This window comes from Microbacterium sp. JC 701 (genome assembly GCF_021026215.1).
Classification (GTDB): Bacteria; Actinomycetota; Actinomycetes; order Actinomycetales; family Microbacteriaceae; genus Microbacterium; species Microbacterium algihabitans.
Genome location: NZ_JAJNCV010000002.1, coordinates 769,195 through 787,278 on the forward strand (window position 1 = coordinate 769,195; position 18,084 = coordinate 787,278).

Annotated in this window: 23 protein-coding genes; 9 read left to right on the top strand and 14 right to left on the bottom strand. The window is 67.8% G+C overall.

Going from position 1 to position 18,084, the window contains the following annotated elements; translation table 11 throughout:
* Positions 1-159: 159 nt before the first annotated feature.
* Entirely contained in the window at positions 160-942 is a 783-nt protein-coding gene (locus tag LPW41_RS11555) for an isoprenyl transferase (RefSeq protein WP_154096339.1), read from the bottom strand.
* A 153-nt stretch (positions 943-1,095) separates the two neighbouring features.
* Between LPW41_RS11555 and LPW41_RS11560 the strand changes: the two genes are divergently transcribed.
* Positions 1,096-1,788, top strand: coding sequence for a hemolysin III family protein (locus LPW41_RS11560; protein WP_144835351.1), 693 nt, complete (start codon positions 1,096-1,098; stop codon positions 1,786-1,788).
* 110 nt (positions 1,789-1,898) lie between these two features.
* Here the strand turns inward: LPW41_RS11560 and LPW41_RS11565 are convergent, their stop codons facing one another.
* On the bottom strand, positions 1,899-2,174 hold the full coding sequence (locus tag LPW41_RS11565; protein ID WP_144835291.1) for a hypothetical protein: 276 nt from the start codon (positions 2,172-2,174) through the stop codon (positions 1,899-1,901).
* A gap of 63 nt (positions 2,175-2,237) precedes the next feature.
* Between LPW41_RS11565 and LPW41_RS11570 the strand changes: the two genes are divergently transcribed.
* Together LPW41_RS11570 and greA are read left to right on the top strand one after the other, a co-directional pair.
* Complete coding sequence (locus LPW41_RS11570; RefSeq protein ID WP_144835297.1) at positions 2,238-2,633, top strand: DUF4307 domain-containing protein; 396 nt, start codon at positions 2,238-2,240, stop codon at positions 2,631-2,633.
* 106 nt (positions 2,634-2,739) lie between these two features.
* Positions 2,740-3,231, top strand: a complete 492-nt coding sequence (greA, locus tag LPW41_RS11575; RefSeq protein ID WP_144835299.1) for a transcription elongation factor GreA — start codon at positions 2,740-2,742, stop codon at positions 3,229-3,231.
* Between the two features lie 253 nt (positions 3,232-3,484).
* On the opposite strand, the gene ilvA is transcribed toward greA, so the two are convergent.
* Positions 3,485-4,714, bottom strand: a complete 1,230-nt coding sequence (ilvA, locus tag LPW41_RS11580; protein ID WP_144835301.1) for a threonine ammonia-lyase — start codon at positions 4,712-4,714, stop codon at positions 3,485-3,487.
* Positions 4,711-5,901, bottom strand: coding sequence for an AI-2E family transporter (locus LPW41_RS11585; RefSeq protein WP_144835302.1), 1,191 nt, complete (start codon positions 5,899-5,901; stop codon positions 4,711-4,713). Before LPW41_RS11585 ends, ilvA begins: the two co-directional genes overlap by 4 nt.
* A gap of 71 nt (positions 5,902-5,972) precedes the next feature.
* Between LPW41_RS11585 and LPW41_RS11590 the strand changes: the two genes are divergently transcribed.
* Positions 5,973-7,214, top strand: coding sequence for a winged helix-turn-helix domain-containing protein (locus tag LPW41_RS11590; RefSeq protein WP_230704878.1), 1,242 nt, complete (start codon positions 5,973-5,975; stop codon positions 7,212-7,214).
* Between the two features lie 39 nt (positions 7,215-7,253).
* On the opposite strand, the gene LPW41_RS11595 is transcribed toward LPW41_RS11590, so the two are convergent.
* The 3 genes from LPW41_RS11595 to LPW41_RS11605 form a co-directional block, all read right to left on the bottom strand.
* Positions 7,254-7,823, bottom strand: a complete 570-nt coding sequence (locus LPW41_RS11595) for a LemA family protein (protein WP_144835306.1) — start codon at positions 7,821-7,823, stop codon at positions 7,254-7,256.
* Between the two features lie 262 nt (positions 7,824-8,085).
* A complete protein-coding gene (locus LPW41_RS11600) occupies positions 8,086-8,289 on the bottom strand; it encodes a DUF3263 domain-containing protein (RefSeq protein ID WP_230704879.1) in 204 nt (67 codons plus the stop codon).
* Positions 8,290-8,317: 28 nt separating this feature from the next.
* A complete protein-coding gene (locus LPW41_RS11605) occupies positions 8,318-8,872 on the bottom strand; it encodes a hypothetical protein (protein WP_230704880.1) in 555 nt (184 codons plus the stop codon).
* Positions 8,873-8,924: 52 nt separating this feature from the next.
* Here LPW41_RS11605 and LPW41_RS11610 point away from each other — a divergent pair, with 52 nt between their 5' ends.
* The 3 genes from LPW41_RS11610 (at position 8,925) to LPW41_RS11620 (ending at position 10,168) form a co-directional block, all read left to right on the top strand.
* Complete coding sequence (locus LPW41_RS11610) at positions 8,925-9,290, top strand: hypothetical protein (RefSeq protein WP_230704881.1); 366 nt, start codon at positions 8,925-8,927, stop codon at positions 9,288-9,290.
* A gap of 196 nt (positions 9,291-9,486) precedes the next feature.
* Entirely contained in the window at positions 9,487-9,879 is a 393-nt protein-coding gene (locus tag LPW41_RS11615; RefSeq protein WP_230704882.1) for a hypothetical protein, read from the top strand.
* A 4-nt stretch (positions 9,880-9,883) separates the two neighbouring features.
* Positions 9,884-10,168 (top strand): ATP-dependent DNA ligase, encoded by a 285-nt coding sequence (locus LPW41_RS11620; RefSeq protein ID WP_230704883.1) that lies wholly within the window; start codon positions 9,884-9,886, stop codon positions 10,166-10,168.
* A gap of 619 nt (positions 10,169-10,787) precedes the next feature.
* Here the strand turns inward: LPW41_RS11620 and LPW41_RS11625 are convergent.
* Positions 10,788-11,390 (bottom strand): sigma-70 family RNA polymerase sigma factor, encoded by a 603-nt coding sequence (locus tag LPW41_RS11625; RefSeq protein ID WP_230704884.1) that lies wholly within the window; start codon positions 11,388-11,390, stop codon positions 10,788-10,790.
* Between the two features lie 376 nt (positions 11,391-11,766).
* Between LPW41_RS11625 and LPW41_RS11630 the strand changes: the two genes are divergently transcribed.
* Positions 11,767-12,147 carry a hypothetical protein gene (locus tag LPW41_RS11630; protein ID WP_230704885.1) on the top strand — a complete coding sequence of 127 codons (381 nt, stop codon included), beginning with the start codon at positions 11,767-11,769 and terminating at the stop codon, positions 12,145-12,147.
* Between the two features lie 214 nt (positions 12,148-12,361).
* On the top strand, positions 12,362-13,054 hold the full coding sequence (locus LPW41_RS11635; protein WP_230704886.1) for a hypothetical protein: 693 nt from the start codon (positions 12,362-12,364) through the stop codon (positions 13,052-13,054).
* 86 nt (positions 13,055-13,140) lie between these two features.
* On the opposite strand, the gene LPW41_RS11640 is transcribed toward LPW41_RS11635, so the two are convergent.
* The 6 genes from LPW41_RS11640 to LPW41_RS11665 all read right to left on the bottom strand — a co-directional run bounded on the left by LPW41_RS11640 (position 13,141) and on the right by LPW41_RS11665 (position 17,244).
* Positions 13,141-13,941 (bottom strand): hypothetical protein, encoded by an 801-nt coding sequence (locus LPW41_RS11640; RefSeq protein ID WP_230704887.1) that lies wholly within the window; start codon positions 13,939-13,941, stop codon positions 13,141-13,143.
* Between the two features lies 1 nt (position 13,942).
* Positions 13,943-15,565 (bottom strand): hypothetical protein, encoded by a 1,623-nt coding sequence (locus LPW41_RS11645; RefSeq protein WP_230704888.1) that lies wholly within the window; start codon positions 15,563-15,565, stop codon positions 13,943-13,945.
* A complete protein-coding gene (locus LPW41_RS11650; RefSeq protein ID WP_230704889.1) occupies positions 15,565-16,029 on the bottom strand; it encodes a hypothetical protein in 465 nt (154 codons plus the stop codon). The genes LPW41_RS11645 and LPW41_RS11650 overlap by 1 nt, the downstream gene beginning before the upstream one ends.
* A gap of 122 nt (positions 16,030-16,151) precedes the next feature.
* A complete protein-coding gene (locus LPW41_RS11655) occupies positions 16,152-16,415 on the bottom strand; it encodes a hypothetical protein (protein ID WP_230704890.1) in 264 nt (87 codons plus the stop codon).
* 38 nt (positions 16,416-16,453) lie between these two features.
* A complete protein-coding gene (locus LPW41_RS11660) occupies positions 16,454-16,747 on the bottom strand; it encodes a hypothetical protein (protein WP_230704891.1) in 294 nt (97 codons plus the stop codon).
* Between the two features lie 2 nt (positions 16,748-16,749).
* Positions 16,750-17,244, bottom strand: a complete 495-nt coding sequence (locus LPW41_RS11665; protein ID WP_230704892.1) for a hypothetical protein — start codon at positions 17,242-17,244, stop codon at positions 16,750-16,752.
* Between the last annotated feature and the right edge of the window lie 840 nt (positions 17,245-18,084).

Sequence of the window (18,084 nt, forward strand, 5' to 3'; positions counted from 1 at the left end):
ATCACCGTACGACTCCGCGACACCCTCGAGGGTCGTTAACACGCCGCGAATGTGACGAGTTCGTGAACAGCGCGTTCACGCGTCTCGCAGCCGTGAAGTAGTTCACCGGATGCCGCTCGGGCACCCGTGCGCGCGACCGGGCGGCCGGCCGGGTGGGTGCTACTGACCGAACCGGCGGTCGCGCGCCGCGAAGTCGCGGATGGCGCGGAGGAAGTCCACCTCGCGCAGGTCGGGGCCGAGAGCCTCGACGAAGTAGAACTCCGAGTGGGCCGACTGCCACAGCAGGAAGTCGCTGAGCCGCTGCTCCCCCGACGTACGGATCACGAGGTCGGGGTCCGCCTGGCCACCGGTGTAGAGGTGCTCGCCGATCTGCTCGGGGGTGAGACTCGCGGCGAGCTCTTCGAGCGACCCGCCCGACTCGTCGTGCTTGACGATGATCGAGCGCACGGCATCCACGATCTCGCTCCGCCCGCCGTAGCCGACGGCGAGGTTGACGTGCAGACCCTTGTGGCCGCGGGTGCGCTCCGTCGCCTCGTGCAGCACTTCGGCGAGCTCGGGCGGCAGGCCCTCGGCGCGACCGACGTGCTGGACCCGCCAGTTCGGCTCGCGCGAAAGCTCTCCCGCGAGCTGCGCGATGATCTCGAGCAGCTCCTGCAGTTCTTTGCTGTCGCGCTTGACGAGGTTGTCGTTGGAGAGCAGGTAGAGCGACACGACCTCGATGCCGAGGTCGTCGCACCAGCGCAGGAACTCGTGCATCTTCGCGGCACCCGCGCGGTGACCGTGCGCGGCGCTGTCGTAGCCGAGCTGGCGCGCCCAACGACGATTGCCGTCGATCATCATCGCGACGTGGTGCGGCACGGTGGTCGGCATGCGCCGGCGCAGGCGCGAGATGTAGAGACGGTAGAGGGGACCCCGCCCCTCGTTCTTCCGCTCGCGCGCCACCCGCCTACGCTACCGCGTCGAGGCCTTCCCCTCGTATCCCGGGTGGTCGATTCCTGGGGGAAGGGTGAGCATCGGTTCATGTTCCCTGCGGCGCATGGGAGCAGACGTAATCTCGGAAGGGTGACGAGTTCCACCCCGGCCGACGGCCCCGACATGCCCCAGCTCCCCCTCCTCGAAGCGGGGGCCCTCGGCGCGCAGAAGGACATGAAGCCGACCTGGCGCGGATGGATCCACGCCGGCACGTTCCCCGTCGCGATCGTCGCCGGCATCGTCCTGATCGCCCTCGCCCAGGGCACGCCCGCCAAGTGGGCCGCAGCAGTGTTCATGGTGACGTCGATGCTGCTGTTCGGCAACTCGGCGCTCTACCACCGCTTCACCTGGAAGCCGAAGATGCTGGCCGTGCTCAAGCGCATCGACCACGCCAACATCTTCCTGCTGATCGCCGGCACGTACACCCCGCTGGCGGTCCTGGCCCTACCGACCCCCAAGACCACGCTGCTGCTGTCGATCGTGTGGGGTGGGGCGATCCTCGGCATCCTGTTCCGCGTCTTCTGGATCAACGCGCCGCGCTGGCTCTACGTCGCGCTGTACCTCGCGCTCGGCTGGGCCGCTGTGATGTACCTCGGCGACCTGCTCGCGGCGAACGTGGCGATGATGGTGCTGGTCGTCGTCGGCGGCCTGCTCTACACGGCCGGGGCGATCGTCTACGCCCTCAAGAAGCCCAACCCATGGCCGGGGCACTTCGGGTTCCACGAGATCTTCCACGTGTGCACCGTGCTGGCGTTCCTCTGCCACTGGACGGCGTGCCTGCTCATCTCGCTCGCCCCCGCGTACCACGGGGGCTGATCCCGCCCCGCGTCGCGCGTGAGTTCGTCGCGTGCGGGCCACCCGAGCGGCGCGCCGCGGCGACTCGTACGGCGACAGAGGTTCCGGATGCCGGGGACCCCGGCAACGACTCAGCTGCGAGGAGCGGCCGGGTCGATGTCCTGGTCGTCGACCGTGCTGGCATTCTCGGCGGCGCGGGCCTGCTCTTCCGCATCCAGCTCGGCGTTCACTTCCTCGCGGTAACGGCCGCGGCGGATGCGGCGCAGCATGTCCCACACGAGCAGGAAGACCGCGACGCCGATGAAGGCGATCGCGGCGAAGCCGAGCGGCCCGGGCGTGACGATCGACTCGTCGGGGGTGACGACCGGGGAGGGTGTGGTCGCGAGAGCGACGATCACGGGAAGCATGGAGTCCTTCGGTCCGGGCGGAAGCGCGTAGCCTGGAACTCCAGCCTAAAGCCCGGAGAGACCATGACGACGCAAGCCCTGCTCGATGACCGCTACGGGCGCACGCGCTCCCCGCGGCGCCGCATCCTGGGCTGGACGATCGTCGCGGTCCTGGCACTGAGCGCGATCGGCTACCTCGGGTGGACGACCTTCGCCAGCAGCGCCGCTTCGGTCACCGCGACCGACACCGGGTTCACCGTCGAGAACGACAAGTCCGTGTCGGCCACGTTCCAGATCACCGGCCCCACCGGACAACCTGTCGCCTGCGCCCTCGAAGCCCGCGACGAAGACCACGGCACCGTGGGCTGGCGGGTCGTGGAGTACCCGGCATCCGAGGATCACACCCGCGCCTTCACCGAGACGATTCCCACGCTTTCCCTGGCGACGACAGGTTTTGTCAACGCTTGCTGGGTACCGTAAACTCGTAGGTCAGGAAGCGCCCCGGCTCGATGCCGGGGCGTTCGACATATCCCCCGCCGACGGCCCGAAAACGCATCGCCGTCTGCGCCTCGACGAAGGAGTACCCGTGTCCAACGACGCTCAGGTGACGTTCCTCACGCAAGACGCCTACGACCGCCTCCACAACGAGCTCGAGCACCTCTCTACGACGGGTCGCGAAGAGATCGCCAAGCGCATCGAGGTCGCACGCGAAGAGGGAGACCTCAAGGAGAACGGCGGCTACCACGCCGCCAAAGACGAGCAGGGCAAGCAGGAAGCCCGCATCCGCACCCTCCAGCAGCTGCTCAAAGACGCCAAGGTCGGCGAGGCCCCCGAGAGCCACGGCGTGGTCGAGTCGGGCACCGTCGTGACGGCGATCGTCGCCGGCGGCGAAGAGAAGTTCCTTCTCGGCAACCGCGAGATCGCCGCGAATTCCGAGCTCGACGTCTACAGCGAGGCGTCCCCCCTCGGTGCCGCCATCATGGGGCTCAAAGAGGGCGACAAGGGTTCGTACACCGCGCCCAACGGCAAAGAGATCTCGGTCGAGGTCGTGAAGGTCGAGACCTACTCGGGTCAGTGACCCGCTGACTCCTCGCGAGCCGCTCCCCCGTCGTCGGGTGGGCGGCTCGCGACGTTTCCGCGGACTCTACGGTTTGGGGCGGATTCCGCCGCTCGGGGCGGATGATGCTCGCCCCGAACGGAGAAATGCGCCCCAAACCTCGCGCAACGCGCGACAACGACCGCGCCCTCCAGCGCACGCCCGCCACGTGCCCGCACAGCCCGCGAAGCGCGCCCGCGTCAGAACCGGACCCGACCGGCCCGGCGCCGGACACTCAGTTCGGAACGACGGTCGCGATGAACCCGGCGTCTTCGAGCGTCTGGATCACGAGGGCGCGGTGCTCCTCGCCGCGCGTCTCGACGCTCAGCTGCAGGATGACCTCGCTGATCTGCAGGCCCTGCCCGTGGCGCGTGTGCAGCACCTCGATGACGTTCGCGCCGACGCCGGCGAGCAGCTCCGACACGCGGGCCAGCTGCCCGGGGCGGTCGGGAAGCGGGATGCGCAGCGACATGTAGCGACCAGATGCCGAGAGCCCGTGCGCCACGACGCGCTGCAGCAGCAGCGGGTCGATGTTGCCGCCCGAGAGGATCGTGACCGTGGGGCCACTGGCGTTCACCTTGCCCGCGAGGATCGCGGCCACACCGACGGCTCCCGCGGGTTCGACGACCTGCTTTGCGCGCTCGAGCAGAACGAGCAGCGCGCGCGCGATATCGTCCTCGGTCACGGTGACGACCTCGTCGACGTACTGGCGGATGAGTTCGAACGGCAGGTCGCCCGGGCGGGCGACGGCGATGCCGTCGGCGATCGTCGGCGTCGTCTCGACCTGCATCGGATACCCCGCGGCGAGCGATGACGGGTAGGCCGCGGAATTGTGCGCCTGCACGCCGATCACGCGCACCGTCCGCCCCTCGGCGGCTGCGCGGGCCTTGACCGCCGCAGCGACGCCCGCGGCGAGGCCTCCCCCGCCGATCCCGACGATCACGGTCTCGAGGTCGGGCATGTCTTCGACGAGCTCGAGTCCGAGCGTTCCCTGGCCCACGATGATGTCGCGGTGGTCGAAGGGGTGGATCAGCACGGCGCCCGTGCGCTCGGCGAACTCCGCCGCGAGGCGCAGGGGCGTCTCGACGGTCGCGCCCTCGAGGATGACCTCGGCGCCGTACCCCCGCGTCGCCAGCAGCTTGGGCACGGGAACGCCCAACGGCATGAAGATCGTCGCCGAGATGCCCAGCTGCTGCGCGGCCAGGGCGACCCCCTGGGCGTGATTGCCGGCGGATGCCGCGACCACGCCGCGCGCGCGCTCCTCGGTGGACAGCCGCGAAAGGCGGTAGCTCGCCCCGCGGATCTTGAACGACCCCGTGCGCTGCAGGTTCTCGAGCTTGAGGTTGACCGGCACGCCGAGGAGCTCGGTCAGGTGCAGGGACTCGTCGAGCGGCGTGCGCGTGATGATGCCGCGCAGATTCTGCGCGGCATCTTCGAACTCGGCCAGAGTGGGAGTGTCGTTCATGATCTCCTTCCGCGCTCACGCGGGACGGTCCGCCAGATGAGATCCGGGGAAGCGAGGGGGTCGCCGGTGCGCTGCCAGGCCTTGGTGCTGAGGTACACGGCCACGACGTTGACGAACGCCGCCAGGGGCACCGCGAACAGGGCGCCGGCGATCCCGCCGACCATCGCCCCACCGGCGACGACGAGCACGACGGCGAGGGGGTGCACCTTCACGGCGGAGCCCATGAGGATCGGCTGCAGGATGTGGCTCTCGATCTGCTGCACGGCCAGCACGACGATGAGCATGAACAGGGCGATCAGCGGGCCGTTATAGACCAGGGCGATGAAGACGGCGAGGGCCCCGGTGGCGACGGCACCCACGAACGGGATGAACGCGCCGAGGAACACCAGGACGGCGATGGGGATCGACAGCGGCACGCCGAGCAGGAAGGCGCCGAGGCCGATGCCGATCGCGTCGATCGTGGCGACGAGGAGCTGCGTGCGCGCGTAGCTCTTCACGGTGCGCCAGCCCGCGCGACCGGCGCCGTCGACGGCGGGACGCGCGACACGGGGGAACAACCGGGTCGTCCAGCGCCAGATGCCGCCGCCGTCGGCAAGAAGGCAGAGCAGGATGAACAGCGTCAGCAGCACGCCCGTGCCGACGTGGCCGATCGTCGTGCCGATGGCCAGCGCGCCGGTCCAGAGCACTTCGGCCTGTTGCTGCAGGAACGTGCCCGCCTGTCGCAGGCCGTCGTCGATCTGCTGGGCGCTCAAGTGCAGCGGGCCGTCGATGAGGTACTGGCGGAACTGCGTGACGGCCTCGACGGTGCGCTGACGGACCGAGCCGAACTCGCGGGTGATCTGCCAGACGGCCAGCCACACGAGGCCCGAGATCACGGCGATCGTGCCCAGGACCGTGACGACGATGGCCAGCCACTTCGGCCACCGATGGCGCAGCAGGAACGAGAAGGCCGGCCACACCAGCGCGGTGATGAGCACCGCGATGAGAAGCGGCACGACCAGCAGCTTCAGCTGGATGACCACGAACACCACGACGGCGAGAGCGGCGGCGATGACGAGCAGGCGCCACGCGTAAGCGGTCGCTTGGCGCAGCGCGGGCGGCACCGGAGGTTGCAGGTCGCTCGAGACGGTGCGCCGCTTGAGGGCGTCGAGGAACGATCCGCGAGGTTCGGGATCGGTGCCGCTCATCCCGTCAGCCTACCGCCGCCCTCCGACGTGGATCGCCGAGCATGTCGGAGGTCGCCGATACGGTGACAGACATGACCACGACGCTCCGCCGCGCCGATGCGCGCCGCATCGCCCTGGCCGCTCAAGGCTTCGCCCGCCCCCGGCCCGACGCCGTCGGCACGCGCCAGATCACCGGCGCCCTGCATCGCATGCGCATCCTGCAGATCGACTCGGTCAACGTCTTCTCGCGCTCGCACTACATGCCGTTGTTCGCACGCCTCGGGGCGTACGACACCGCTCTGCTCGACAAGCTCGCCTTCGCCCGTCGTCCGTCGTGGGTGGAGTCATGGGCGCACGTCGCCTCGCTGGTGTCGGTCGACGACTGGCCGCTGCTGCAATTCCGGCGCGACGACCTCCGGGCCAAGTACGGGCACGACGCCTGGGCCGAGGCCAACCAGCCCCTGCTGCAGTGGCTGCGCGACGAACTGGCCGATCGCGGGCCCCTGCGTCCGGCCGAGATCGATCACGACGCGCGCAGCGGATCACGTGGCTCCTGGTGGGGCTGGGACGACGTCAAGAACGGCTTGGAACGCCTGTGGCTGTTCGGCGAGGTCGCCATCGCGGGGCGCCGCGGCTTCGAGCGGCGCTACGCCCTGGCATCCGACGTCCTCCCTGCCTCCGTCCTCGACACGGCGGTCCCTCGCGCCGAGGCCATCCGCGAGCTCGTCCGGCGCGCCGCCGTGGCGTACGGCGTGGCCACGGCATCCGACCTCGCCGACTACTGGCGCATCCGAGACCGTCCCGCGGTTCTCGCCGGCATCCGCGATCTCGTCGACAGCGGCGAGCTCCTGCCTGTCGAGGTCGACGGCTGGCGCATCGCCGGGCGTCCGGCGAAGGCGTGGCTGCACCGCGACGCCGCCCGCCCGCGACGCATCGATGCGGCGGCGATCCTCACCCCCTTCGACCCGGTGGTGTGGTTCCGCGATCGCGCCGAGAGGCTGTTCGACTTCGACTACCGCATCGAGATCTACACGCCCGCGCCCCAGCGCCGGTTCGGCTACTATTCGCTGCCCGTGCTCGTCGGCGACGACGTCGTGGGCCGTATCGATCTGAAGGCCGATCGCGCCGACAGCGCCTTGCGCGTGCAGTCGGCCTGGTGGGAGCCCGGAGCACCGCCCGAGGCCGCGGATCGCGTCGCGGCCGAACTGCGCACGGCCGCCCGTTGGCAGGGCCTCGAACGCGTCACCGTGTCGCGCTGGGGCGACGCGGCCGACCAGATCGCCGTGGCACTGAGGGCCGACCGGCACGATCACCCCGACGGGCGCACCAACTGAAACGCGCCCCCTCTGCCGAAGCGGAGGGGGCGCTCAAGGTCAGAACTGCACGCGTGGCGGTTCCGAGATGGCGGCGCCGTCGACCACCTCGAAGAACTCGCGCTCGTGGAAGCCGAGCTGGCGCGCGAAGAGATTGTTGGGGAACACCTTGATCTTGGTGTTCAGCTCGCGGACACCGCCGTTGTAGAACCGGCGCGACGCCTGGATCTTGTCTTCGGTGTCGACGATCGAGTGCTGCAGCTGCAGGAAGTTCTGGCTGGCCTGCAGCTGCGGGTACGCCTCGGCGACCGCGAACAGCGACTTCAGCGCCTGCTGCATGTGCCCCTCGGCGACACCGGCCTCGGCGGGGCTCTGCGCCGAGAGCGTCTCGGCGCGCGCTCGCGTGACGTTCTCGAAGACGGCCTTCTCGTGGGCGGCGTAGCCCTTCACCGTCTCGATGAGGTTGGGCAGCAGGTCGGCGCGCCGCTTCAGCTGGACGGTGATGTCGCTCCACGCTTCGTCCACGCGCACGTTGAGCGCGACGAGGGCGTTGTAGGTGGCCCACAGGTAGATGCCGGCGATCACCAGAATGCCGACGATCACGATGACCGGTACGAGCCACTCCCACATAAGTCCCCACACTCCGTTCGAGAGATTGCCCTTCAGTGTAACCGCGGGGTGACGACGGTTACGGAGCAGGGTGAGGACTCCCAGGCGATGCGGAGAGCGCTGTATCGTTCGCGTACCCCCGGTGGGACTCGAACCCACACTGAAGCGGTATGGGGCGGGGTTTACGCTTGACTACTTATGCCTACTTCACCAGGCCTTTTCCCTGGCCAGTAGTCCCAAGTAAACGCTCGTAACGTCGGCAAAACCGCGAGTAAATAGCGGCTCAGGCGGCGCTCTGCCTGTCGAGCACGCGACGGCACAGCATCGGGTCCGACGCCCACGCCTCCCACGTCCGCGCGGCGCGACGCAGCAATTGGTAATACCGGGCCGGCCTGAGCCCGAGCTCGTCAAGGATGAGCAGTTCCTTCTTGCCGGTGTGCCGCTCGTGGCGGCGCTCGAAGTCGAGCAGTTCACTGTCGGTGGGCATGGTCCGAGTGCCTCTCGGACCTCCGACATCACTTCCAGTTCGACGACAGGGGCACGGCGGCGTTGGGGTTCCACGTGTACAGCTGGAACTCCGTCGTCACCGCCTCCCCCTTCGTGAGCGTCGCGCCCCCGGGCGACCAGCCGGAGATGACGAGGGACGTGACGGTCTCGCCGGCGGGGGTCTGCGACAGGGGCACGGCGATCGCGTTGCCGACCTCGATCAGAGCGTCCTCGCTGAGCGGTGCGCTGCACACGCGGACGACAGCCTCGAAGGTGCCGGGCTCGTCGACGGACGTGATGGTCTGCACCCCCGGGTTGAGGGTGACACCGTCGGGCAGGGCGATCGCCCCGACCTGCGCCTCGACCGCTCCCCCATCCGCCTGCTCGGAGGCGAGGGGCGGGTAGCTGTCGCAGGTGGCCGCGGCGATCGGGGTGGCGGTGGGTGTGGGTGATGCCGCGGGCGGCGCGGACGATGCTGCGGGGGCGTTTGTCTCGGCTGGTGCGGCCTCGGGTGCCGGGGCGGAGCAACCGGCGAGCAGGATGACGGACAGCGCGGCGATGGCCGCTCCCCCAAGCTTCTTCATGGGGTGAGCCTAGACGGCGCCGATGTCGGCAGTGCGGCGTAGCATCCCCGCCATGTCCCGCCCCTTGCACCCCGACGTGCTTCTCGGCATCCACCTGTCGGCGATCTGCTCCCGCCACCGGTACGACCGCAACACGGTCCCGGTGATCGCCGAGCTGCTCGAAATGGCCGGCGACCGCGTGGACATCCTGGCGATGGAGGCGGGCCGGTGGGCGGGGTACTACGACGACGAGCACTCCGCCGCCCTGGTCGCCGCGATCGTCACCGAGATCCCCGGCGCGGCTGCGTGGACTGCCGACGGCGCACGCCGTCGCGCGGCACCCGCGCACGGGACCACCGGCTTCGGATCCCTAGGTGGCGCATTCACCCCTCAACGAGCCGATGCACCTGGTCGTGCAAGTTGTCGAGGACAGGCCTGATTCTCGCCTCGTAAGCCGAGCCTGTGCCCTGCACGGAGTCGTCAAAAGCGAGGGTCGCCAGTCGAACGACCTCTGCGAGATCCTCGACCGATACTCGTAAGGAAATCTGGGTCACGTGATCAGTATCCTTCAGCGGCTCGCCGAGGTAGGTCAACCTCGAAAAGAATTCAGCGACGCGAACTATTAGGCTAGGACCGTGCCAGAAGACGCCATCGCGGACTCACCCCCGCGCCGCAGCAGATCAATGCTTCAGGAGTGGGTGCGGGAGTTCATCGACCAGGGTCACCTTGTTGCGAGCGATGTGCGTGTCGTGGAGCGAGAGGATACGGCCGAGCGTGACACCGGCCTGGTCACCGTCGGCCTCGTCCACGCCAAGGGGTCGATTCACCTCGAGCCCGTCGGGTACGACGAACCACTCTGGCATGCGACCGTCGAGCTCGACGATGGCGCTCTGAGCATCCCGCCCTACGTCCTCGCCAGCCTCGCCGCCGAACTCGTCGTCGCCGGTAACCTCTGCACATTCCTGCAGTGGAAATCGCTCGAGTGGGACCGCGACAGCGGACGCCACGACACAACCGAAAGCGCCTGACCCCGTGGGCCGTCGGATCTATCAGGAGCGTCACGTCCTCGACATCGAGGACCGCCTCCTCTCCCACCTTCGTGTCGTCATCATGAATAAGCTGCGCCGGCAAGAACCGTTCATGCTGATGGCCCCGCACCCCGAGCAGGGAACGCTGAGCCTGTGGCTGCACCCTGCGACACCGATCGTGATGCAATTCTTCGGTAGCCGTGCACCGAAGCTCGATGGTCAGCTCATCGAGCAGATGATGCAGGACGCCAGCGGACCGAACGGCCTCGTTCTCGACACAACGATGTGACGACGACTCATCGGCGCCGGAGACGGGCGCGATCTGCACCTAGGGAGCGGTGTCGCGTGCCCCGCACTCAGCTCCGAGAGCGCCGCCCTACTTTCGCCATATAGGCGGCTCGGAAGCGGTCTTGGTACTTGGCATACGCGGCGTCATGCTGGCGCCGCTCGAGCGGGGTGGTGGCTTCGGCCGACAACTATCTCGAGCCGAGGAATATGTCGTCCAAGACGTCGGTCAGTGGGTAGCCGAACGCGTCCCTTTGCCTCTTTCAACGGTGCGTGCAATGCCCGTGGACGCGACCGGGATGTCTCTGATGGCCGTATCGTGGCTCACCTCCCCCCAACACACGGAGCAGCCGATGGCTCAACGACGCACAATCACGCACGCATACCGCATTCCAGGCGGTTGGCAGAAGCACCCTCGACAGTTGCTGACACCCGATACGGCTCGAGAGCTGAAGACACTCGGCTTCACCCTCGTGCGCACGAAGCAGCGTTGGCGTGGAGCGACCGAACTCTCAATCGCTGAGTATCTCCGACACCACCAATAGTCATCAGTGTGTCCGACGGTGCAGCCTAGGCGGGCCCCGCCGTTTTAGGTGGGCACTCGCGCGCCTGATCCCGCGCGATCAGGCGATGAAGACCGGGTTGTTCGCGAGATTCCCGCGTAGCAGTGTGAGTGCCCTCCGCATTCGGGACTTGACCGTACCAAGGGGCACTCCGGTGTGAGCCGCGATTTCGGCCTGGCTGAGGCCGGCACCGTACGCAAGATCCAGATACCGCCGATGCTCGTGCGACAATTGCGCAAGCGCCTCGCAGAGGTATCGACGCTCTTCTTGGCTGTCTATCGACTCGTGTGGGTTGACGACGTTGTCGCGAGCTAAGCGTGTGCCCTCGCGCCAGTCGCGCTCGCGCGACGATTGAGTCGCCCGGACACAGTCCACTGCACGTCGGTGCGCGATGATGCATATCCAGGCACCAACGGTGCCTCTCGCGGCTACGAATCTCGATGCGTTCTGCCAGACGTGAAGGTAGACGTCCTGCAGAACCTCCTCTGCCAGTGCACGGTTCTTGACGACTCGGACGATCACCCCGAAAACCTGAGCGGCGGTGAGGTCGTAAATTCGTGCGAAGGCCGCGGCGTCTCCCGCTACTACTGTCTGCATCAGCTCTTCGAGCTGGGTGGAGCGGGCGTCGCGATATTGGTCTCCGCTCCGGACGGCTCCGGTCATGGTTCGATATTGACAGACGCGGCCTCCCGTTACGACGACTTGCCTCGCGGGCTGCCGGTATGGTCGCGTGATCTGTCTCTGAGACGCCAGATCACCTCAAGGCGCGTCTGCGCGGTTGCCCGCGACTAAACTCCTATCCTCGTGTCACCAATTCTGATGCCGGTGGTCCGCATAGTTCTGTGGTCCCTTGTCGTCGCATGCGGCGTGATCGGTGTGGCCCTGATGCCATCCGACATCGGCGGTTGGTTCATTCTCGGGGCGTTGATTCTGGCGGCTCCGGCGCACTACGCGAGCAGGGGGCTTGGCCGCGACGAGGACTCCTTAGTCCTGCTCCCTCGTTAGCCGCTGCCTTCCTCTCTCGGGCTACTGTTTTCCTATGTCTGAGCAGAACACCACGGACGGGACTGTCGCTCTGCCCCGCCCCAAGATCGCCCAACTCGAAGAGTGGGTGCGCGATTTTCAAGACCAGGGTCACGTCATCGCGGGCAGCATCCGGGTACTGCAACAGGACACCGAAGAGTCCGACGACGTCGGCCTGGTCGTGATAACCATGCAGAACACTTCCGCGTCGATCTATCTCGAGTCGACCGGTCCGGCGGAGGTCATGTGGCAGGCAACGCTTACCGAGCGACACGAAGAGGAAACCGTGCGGCCGGTCAACCTCATCAATCTCGGCGCGGAGATCGTCGTAGCTGGCAACCTGTGCGCCTACCTGCAGGAACGCACTTTCGGTGAGGCCACCTCCGGCGAGGCGTAGGAGCGGGTCACGCGACGAAACGCCCCCGGCGTCACCTCGAGATGAGGGACGCCGGGGGCGTTGTCGTATAAAGGGGTGCCCCGCGAGGGTGCCACTGGCAGCCTGTCGCGTGACGCAACGGCGTTACCGTTCGTCGGATGCAAATCAACGCCGCGGCGGCTCGCGGGTGAGAAATTTGGCTACGCTGATGCGCCAGAGGAGAGGACGCACGCGGATGCTCGACGACGAGTTCATTGATCGGCTAGGTAGAGAGCACGTGGACGCAGGTTTCGTCCGTAACGTGGATCGCATCCGCAGTCTGTCACGAGGGCGCGCCGCTCTCGACGACGGCGAGCTGTCCGAGCTCGGTCAGTTGCTGCGTCAGATGTTGGTCGATTGGGACAGCCCTGTTGATGACCTCGCGGCGCGCGAAGGCATCACACCAGTCTTCACAGTGCGGCAGATCCTTCTCAACGCGCACCCCTCGGACGCCGAGATAGACCGTGCTACGCACATACCTTTGGAGACGAGAGAGCAGATGAAGGCCCATTTCGCGAAGGGTCGCGACGACCTGCACGACATGTGGCAGGGCGTAGCTATGCTCCCTCGCCACCACGACCCTGGCCTCCCTGCACCGCTTCTTCGACTCTCACGGAAAGAGTGGGCCGAGAACGTCATCGGGATTGCGCGTGGAAATGATGTGACCGTCGCGGATCTGATCCGTTATTCGCAGACCATGTCGGGTCGCAACCACCTCCGTGCTCCGAAGGAGAAAGAGAAAGGCATTTTCGGCTTCGAATCCGTCGCCCGGATGCTGAAAGATCCGATGATTCATCCCCCTCTCATGCACCTGAGATGGATCGGAGACATCACATCGCAGGGCCTCGGCAAGTTGCAGCGGTCTGTTGCCGCAGGACTCGCGAACTAAGCCCCCCCCCCCCCCCCCCGCGCGCGAACAAAAACGCCCCCGGCGTCCACCCACCAGAAGGTGAGGGGCGCCGGGGGCGTAGTTGTTCAGGCGTAGATCCCGCCGGTGGCGAGAACCTCGTTGTAGTGCGCGAGCATAAGAGTCGCCCACGCGACAGGACCGATGTTCGCGGCGGTCAAGTCACACATGCCGGCGAACAACACGTCTAATGACATGCCGGGTGCGCCGGCGCCGCCGTTGTTGAGCCCGAGCAACGTGGGGCTGGAGGATGCCGCGCCCGTGTACCCGTCGTGCACGGTGATGACAATGTCGCGGCCGCCAGCGGTGGATCCCGTCTTGTTGTACAGGCGGGTCGCGCCGGTCGGGTACCCGGTGAGAAGGGTGCGGTCCGAGCTGAGCGCGATCGCGGCCCTGTAGTTCGTCGCGTCGACCAGACCCATCACCCGCTGACTGACAGACGGTGTGTACGCCTCCGGCTTCTGCGTCACGTTGTAGGCGAGCACCTGCCCGATGCGACGCGACCGGTTGCCGTCGATGTGGTCGCGAACGCGCTGATTCTCGAGCGTGATGCTCTCCGCCTGCGTCGCCGCGCCGCGACCGTGGGTCACTCGGAACTCGCCGTTCGGCTGCAGCCGTGACGCGGCCCCGGTGAGGAGCGAGCTCTTGTAGGTCAGCCATCGTGCCTGCTCGCCGAGCAGGTCGATCGCCCACCCAGACTGGTTCTCGATGAGATCCCCGTTGGCCGGCACCAGGGTACGGCTGGCCATCGTGCCCGGCTCCCACCAGAACAACGTCCCGGGGATGACCGCGGGGTTCGGCGGGGTGATGCGCTGCAGCCCGGTCGGGTCGAACAGCGCGGACGGGGGTGCTCCGAGACCGGCGCCCATGTCAGGCTCCCTTCTTGATCGCGAGGAGGTTCACGTCGGACCACGCCCGGTAGTCCGTGTAGGAGCCGTTGATGTCTCCGGTGAGCACGTCGGCGAACGGCTCGCCCGTCTGCTTGACGATGGGCGTCACGGTCAGCACGCGGAGCATGCCCTTAGACGACTTGCGAACCGACACGCCCTCCTGCGAGAGCGTGTAGATGTTGCCGGACTCGTTGATGTGCCAGACCTTGCCGTTGCGGTCGAACTGCGCACCGCCGGGGTACCGCTCGAAGTGACGACCTGTCGCACCGAACGTGCGCGGGTTACCGACGAGCTGCATCGCGTCGACATCGAAGGTGTACTCCGTGATGATCCCGTCGGGGCCGACGGCGCCGGCGTACTCGACGGTGAGCAGCTTCCACAGCTTGCCGCCGTTGTCGCAGTACAGGCCGAGCACCCGGCGCGTGCCGGAGGCCTTGTCGGGCAGCACCGCGGTGAGCGCCGAGGACTTCAGCGGCTCGGTCGCTGAGTTGATGTCCTGGGTAACGTCCGGGTTCTTCTTGTCGTGCATCTTGCCGGTCTTCAGATCCAGCTCGAGCACGTAGACGGCGCTGCGGGTGACGGCAGGGTTGAAGCCCGCGATGATGCCGAGCTTCGTCGGGTTGCCGAATGCGTCGACAGCTGCGACGGAAGCGTGCAGGTACGCCTGGTCGGGGAATTCCACGAGCTGCTTGATGCCCGCCGTTGCGGTGACCGTGCTGGTGGGCCAATCGGCGACGTTCTCCCGGATGCACCACTTCAGCGCCACGCGGACAAGCGTCCAGAACGTGTCGGTAGTGGCGGTCCTTGCGTGCGCGAGGTTCCACGGTGCCGCGTACGACGCCGCGCCGCCCATGTTGAACGAGCTGACGGTCTTGCCGGTGAGGCAGTCGGCGCGTCCGCTGCCGCCGCCGACCACGACGCGCAGCTGGCTGTCGCCTTCGAGGCCGTGGTGCGTGTAGGCGAGGAACGTGCCACGACCTGGGACGGTCGCGCGGCCCGGGACGTTGTGGTCGTCGACGGGCGCGGTGGCGACTTGGACGGCCATGGGGCCGGTACGCGCGTTGAAGTCAGCGGCCAGCACCTCGCCCTTGCTCCCGAGGGCGGTGGCGTAGATGGTGTCGAGGTGCCACTGCGGCAGACCGACCCACCACTCAGGGATGGCGTCGGGAATCTTCATCCGCGAGAGGGATCCGCTGGTGTCGCCCGCGTCGCCGCGGAACTTCCAGGAGCCGTCGAGGGTGATGCCGGCGAGAATCCACGCGTCACGCTTCGTGATCGCCTGCAGGGCGATCATGTAGCCCGACGACTCCGGCATCACGTACCAGCCGACCTTGGCCTCGGCGGGGATCACGCGCTTGTCGGTGCCGATGATGACGTCGGCTGCTGCGAGCTGCGCGGCGATGGCGGCTGCGGCGCCGGCGACGAGGGTGGGGTTTTTCGCCAGCTCGGCGACGACGATCTCGGGCACGTTCGTCTGGAACAGTGCCTCGAGAACGGCGCGCGCCTGCGTCGGGTTGCGCAGGAGGCTGGCCAGCATCGCGTCGGGGACGGCGGGCAGGTCGCCGACGTACGCCATGCCGGTGACCACTGAGAGATCGGTCATCAGATTCCTACCGTTCCTGTTGGGATGTACAGCCCGCCGACCATTCCGAGGAGGTCGACGTAGATCGCGTTGATGGCTTTGGGGGGCGGGCCGAAGCCCCAGATGTAGGCCCCGGGCGGGGGCGTCGAGGCGAGCAGTTCGCCGAGGTCTCCGCCCTGGGACGGCACGCGAAGCTCCGTGGCAACGTCGGACCAGCCGCGCTTGATCCACCGGTCCTCCACGGGGTGGCGGTAGAACCACTCGAATCGCACGCGGTAGTAGACCTCCGGACTGAGGCCGAGGGTGGGGGCGAGGTTGACTCGCACGAAGCCGTCGGCTTCGGGTTCGGCGTAGACCGTGCGCTGCGGGAAGGACGACAACGCGGTGAACCCAGGCCCCGAGGGCTCGAAAGCGACGATGAGCTTCTCGTCTGCGGGGAAGGCGCCCATCCCATAGGTGCGGACGCTGAACGTGACATCGCCCATGCGCGGCTACTCCGTTCGATGTGATGTGGTCGGGGTGCCGCGTCGCGGCAGAGGAAGCAGCTGCAGGGTGAGCGCGAGGTAGGCGGCGGCCAGCGTGATGCCGACCGCCGCCAGGAGCCGTGTCACTCGACGGGTGCGTAGTCGCCGGGAATGCCGCGCGACAGGATCGAGAAGTAGGACGCGGCGCCGGCGATCACGGGCGACACGAGGGTGACGCCTGCCGTGATCAGCAGCGGCACCAGCGGCGCTTCGCCTGTGACGACGCCGAGGATGACGGCCGTGCTGACGCCGCCGGCTAGGGCGGTGCCGTAGGCCTGCGAGGTGGTGCGCACGAAGCCGCGCTTGGCGGCGAGCTGCGCGTCGGCGGGGATGAGCTTTTCGGTCATGCTGGTGTCCTTTCGAGACGACCCCGGACGGTCCGGGGTCACTTCTTCTTCCCGGGCGGTCGCGCCGGAAACTCCGGGACGGGAAGACCCGCCTGGATGGCGACGACGCGCACGGCGTGGGCGTGCTCGGTGACGATGCGGTTCCACGTCTCGAGGTCGTGGATCTCGTCTTCGGTGGCGGCCTTCTCGCGAGCGATGCGATCGACCTCGGCGCGACGCCGACGCATCGAACCGGTGATGCCGTCGCGGAGGGACTTGAATAGTTCCGCGCCGAGCACCCCACCGAGGATGAGGAGCACGTTGCGCGTGAGCTCCTGAGCGGCGGGGTCCACTGCTACCTCCCGCGCGGTTCGAAGGTGTAGCCCCGGATCTCCCAGAGCCGGTTCGCGCTGACCAGCCACGCGAACGCGAGGATCACGCCCGCCTGCGTGAGCCGCGATGCGCCGGGCGGGCCCTGCACGTGCAGCGTCATGACGACCGCGAAGTAGATCAGGGCGCCGGTGGCCACGCAGTAGATGCCGATGCGTTCGAGCCACCACCAGCCGGGGAGGACTGCGACGGCCGCTGCAACCGCCCCCGTGAGGATGAGCGCGCCCCAGATGGTGGTGAGCGTGGGGCCGAGGGGCGTCTCGATCGACGTCGGCGGTCGCCAGAGGGTGACGGCGCCGATGCCGACGGCCAGGAGGTAGCCGATGAGATGGAACACCTTCGCGACGCGGGGCTCGTGGATGCGACCCCACACGCGCGCGGCGGTGCGTCCGACCCAGGTGACAGTCCAGAGCACGGCCCACGCGAGGGCGTGCGCGACGGCGGCGAGGGTGCAAATCACAGCGCCGCTCCTTGCGCGAAGGCCGCCATGATCAGCAGCAGCCCGCGCACGACCTCGTGGACGTACACGATCCCCTGGGGTCGCCGCCCCTTGCGGGGGGTGGGGGGTGGTGCCCCCTGTGCGGCGCCTGGTGGCGGCCTGCGGGCCTCGATGCACCCGTGGTGGGCTGTCCCTGGTCAGTCATCGTGGTCAGTCGCTCCCGGCCTCGTGCTGTCGTGCTACCTCTGCGGGCCCCAGCCTGGGGATGATGCGATTGCGGGGCGAGGTTCGGACTCGTGCACGACGATGGTCGGTGCCTCGCGTCCTGCCCCTCGTTGCTGGTTGCACCATCGGTGCAGCAGCCGAGTGTTGTCGGTCGCCGTGGGTGACCCGCCGTACTTGATCGGCACCACCTCGTCAACGACGGGGAACCGGTCATCGAGGTGATTCAGCGTCTGCGCCATCGTGACGCCGAGCCAGTCCCCCGGCCACCGGCATCCGCCCCAGACGCATCGAGCACCTTGAGCGAGCAGCTCGGTCCGTCGTTGTCGACGTCGATGCCCGTTCGCATAACGCGGATTGCCCACGTCGCTACCCCCGCGGCTTAGCGGTAGGGCGCCCGGTGCGTCATCGCGGCCGGGCGCCCCGCCTTTCACGTCTGCGTCTCACGCGCGCGGCAGGGGGCTCTGGATGCAGAAGGTGGTGCCATCCGAACGCGCCGCGGTGTGAGGGGCGGTGGGCGTCGGTGGCCGCTCGTGCAGTCTGAGGTGAGCGTGCGGCGTGTGAGACGAGATCCCGCCTGGGGCACCAGGCCGGAAGTAAACGCACCCAGGAACGACGAAAGCCCCGCCGATGTCGGCA

Coding starts and splice junctions, on each gene's coding strand:
- LPW41_RS11560 (WP_144835351.1), top strand. CDS start 1,096: ATGCCCCAGCTCCCCCTCCTCGAAGCGGGGGCCCTCGGCGCGCAGAAG.
- LPW41_RS11565 (WP_144835291.1), bottom strand. CDS start 2,174: ATGCTTCCCGTGATCGTCGCTCTCGCGACCACACCCTCCCCGGTCGTC.
- LPW41_RS11570 (WP_144835297.1), top strand. CDS start 2,238: ATGACGACGCAAGCCCTGCTCGATGACCGCTACGGGCGCACGCGCTCC.
- ilvA (WP_144835301.1), bottom strand. CDS start 4,714: ATGAACGACACTCCCACTCTGGCCGAGTTCGAAGATGCCGCGCAGAAT.
- LPW41_RS11585 (WP_144835302.1), bottom strand. CDS start 5,901: ATGAGCGGCACCGATCCCGAACCTCGCGGATCGTTCCTCGACGCCCTC.
- LPW41_RS11590 (WP_230704878.1), top strand. CDS start 5,973: ATGACCACGACGCTCCGCCGCGCCGATGCGCGCCGCATCGCCCTGGCC.
- LPW41_RS11595 (WP_144835306.1), bottom strand. CDS start 7,823: ATGTGGGAGTGGCTCGTACCGGTCATCGTGATCGTCGGCATTCTGGTG.
- LPW41_RS11600 (WP_230704879.1), bottom strand. CDS start 8,289: ATGCCCACCGACAGTGAACTGCTCGACTTCGAGCGCCGCCACGAGCGG.
- LPW41_RS11605 (WP_230704880.1), bottom strand. CDS start 8,872: ATGAAGAAGCTTGGGGGAGCGGCCATCGCCGCGCTGTCCGTCATCCTG.
- LPW41_RS11610 (WP_230704881.1), top strand. CDS start 8,925: ATGTCCCGCCCCTTGCACCCCGACGTGCTTCTCGGCATCCACCTGTCG.
- LPW41_RS11625 (WP_230704884.1), bottom strand. CDS start 11,390: ATGACCGGAGCCGTCCGGAGCGGAGACCAATATCGCGACGCCCGCTCC.
- LPW41_RS11630 (WP_230704885.1), top strand. CDS start 11,767: ATGTCTGAGCAGAACACCACGGACGGGACTGTCGCTCTGCCCCGCCCC.
- LPW41_RS11635 (WP_230704886.1), top strand. CDS start 12,362: ATGCTCGACGACGAGTTCATTGATCGGCTAGGTAGAGAGCACGTGGAC.
- LPW41_RS11640 (WP_230704887.1), bottom strand. CDS start 13,941: ATGGGCGCCGGTCTCGGAGCACCCCCGTCCGCGCTGTTCGACCCGACC.
- LPW41_RS11645 (WP_230704888.1), bottom strand. CDS start 15,565: ATGACCGATCTCTCAGTGGTCACCGGCATGGCGTACGTCGGCGACCTG.
- LPW41_RS11650 (WP_230704889.1), bottom strand. CDS start 16,029: ATGGGCGATGTCACGTTCAGCGTCCGCACCTATGGGATGGGCGCCTTC.
- LPW41_RS11655 (WP_230704890.1), bottom strand. CDS start 16,415: ATGACCGAAAAGCTCATCCCCGCCGACGCGCAGCTCGCCGCCAAGCGC.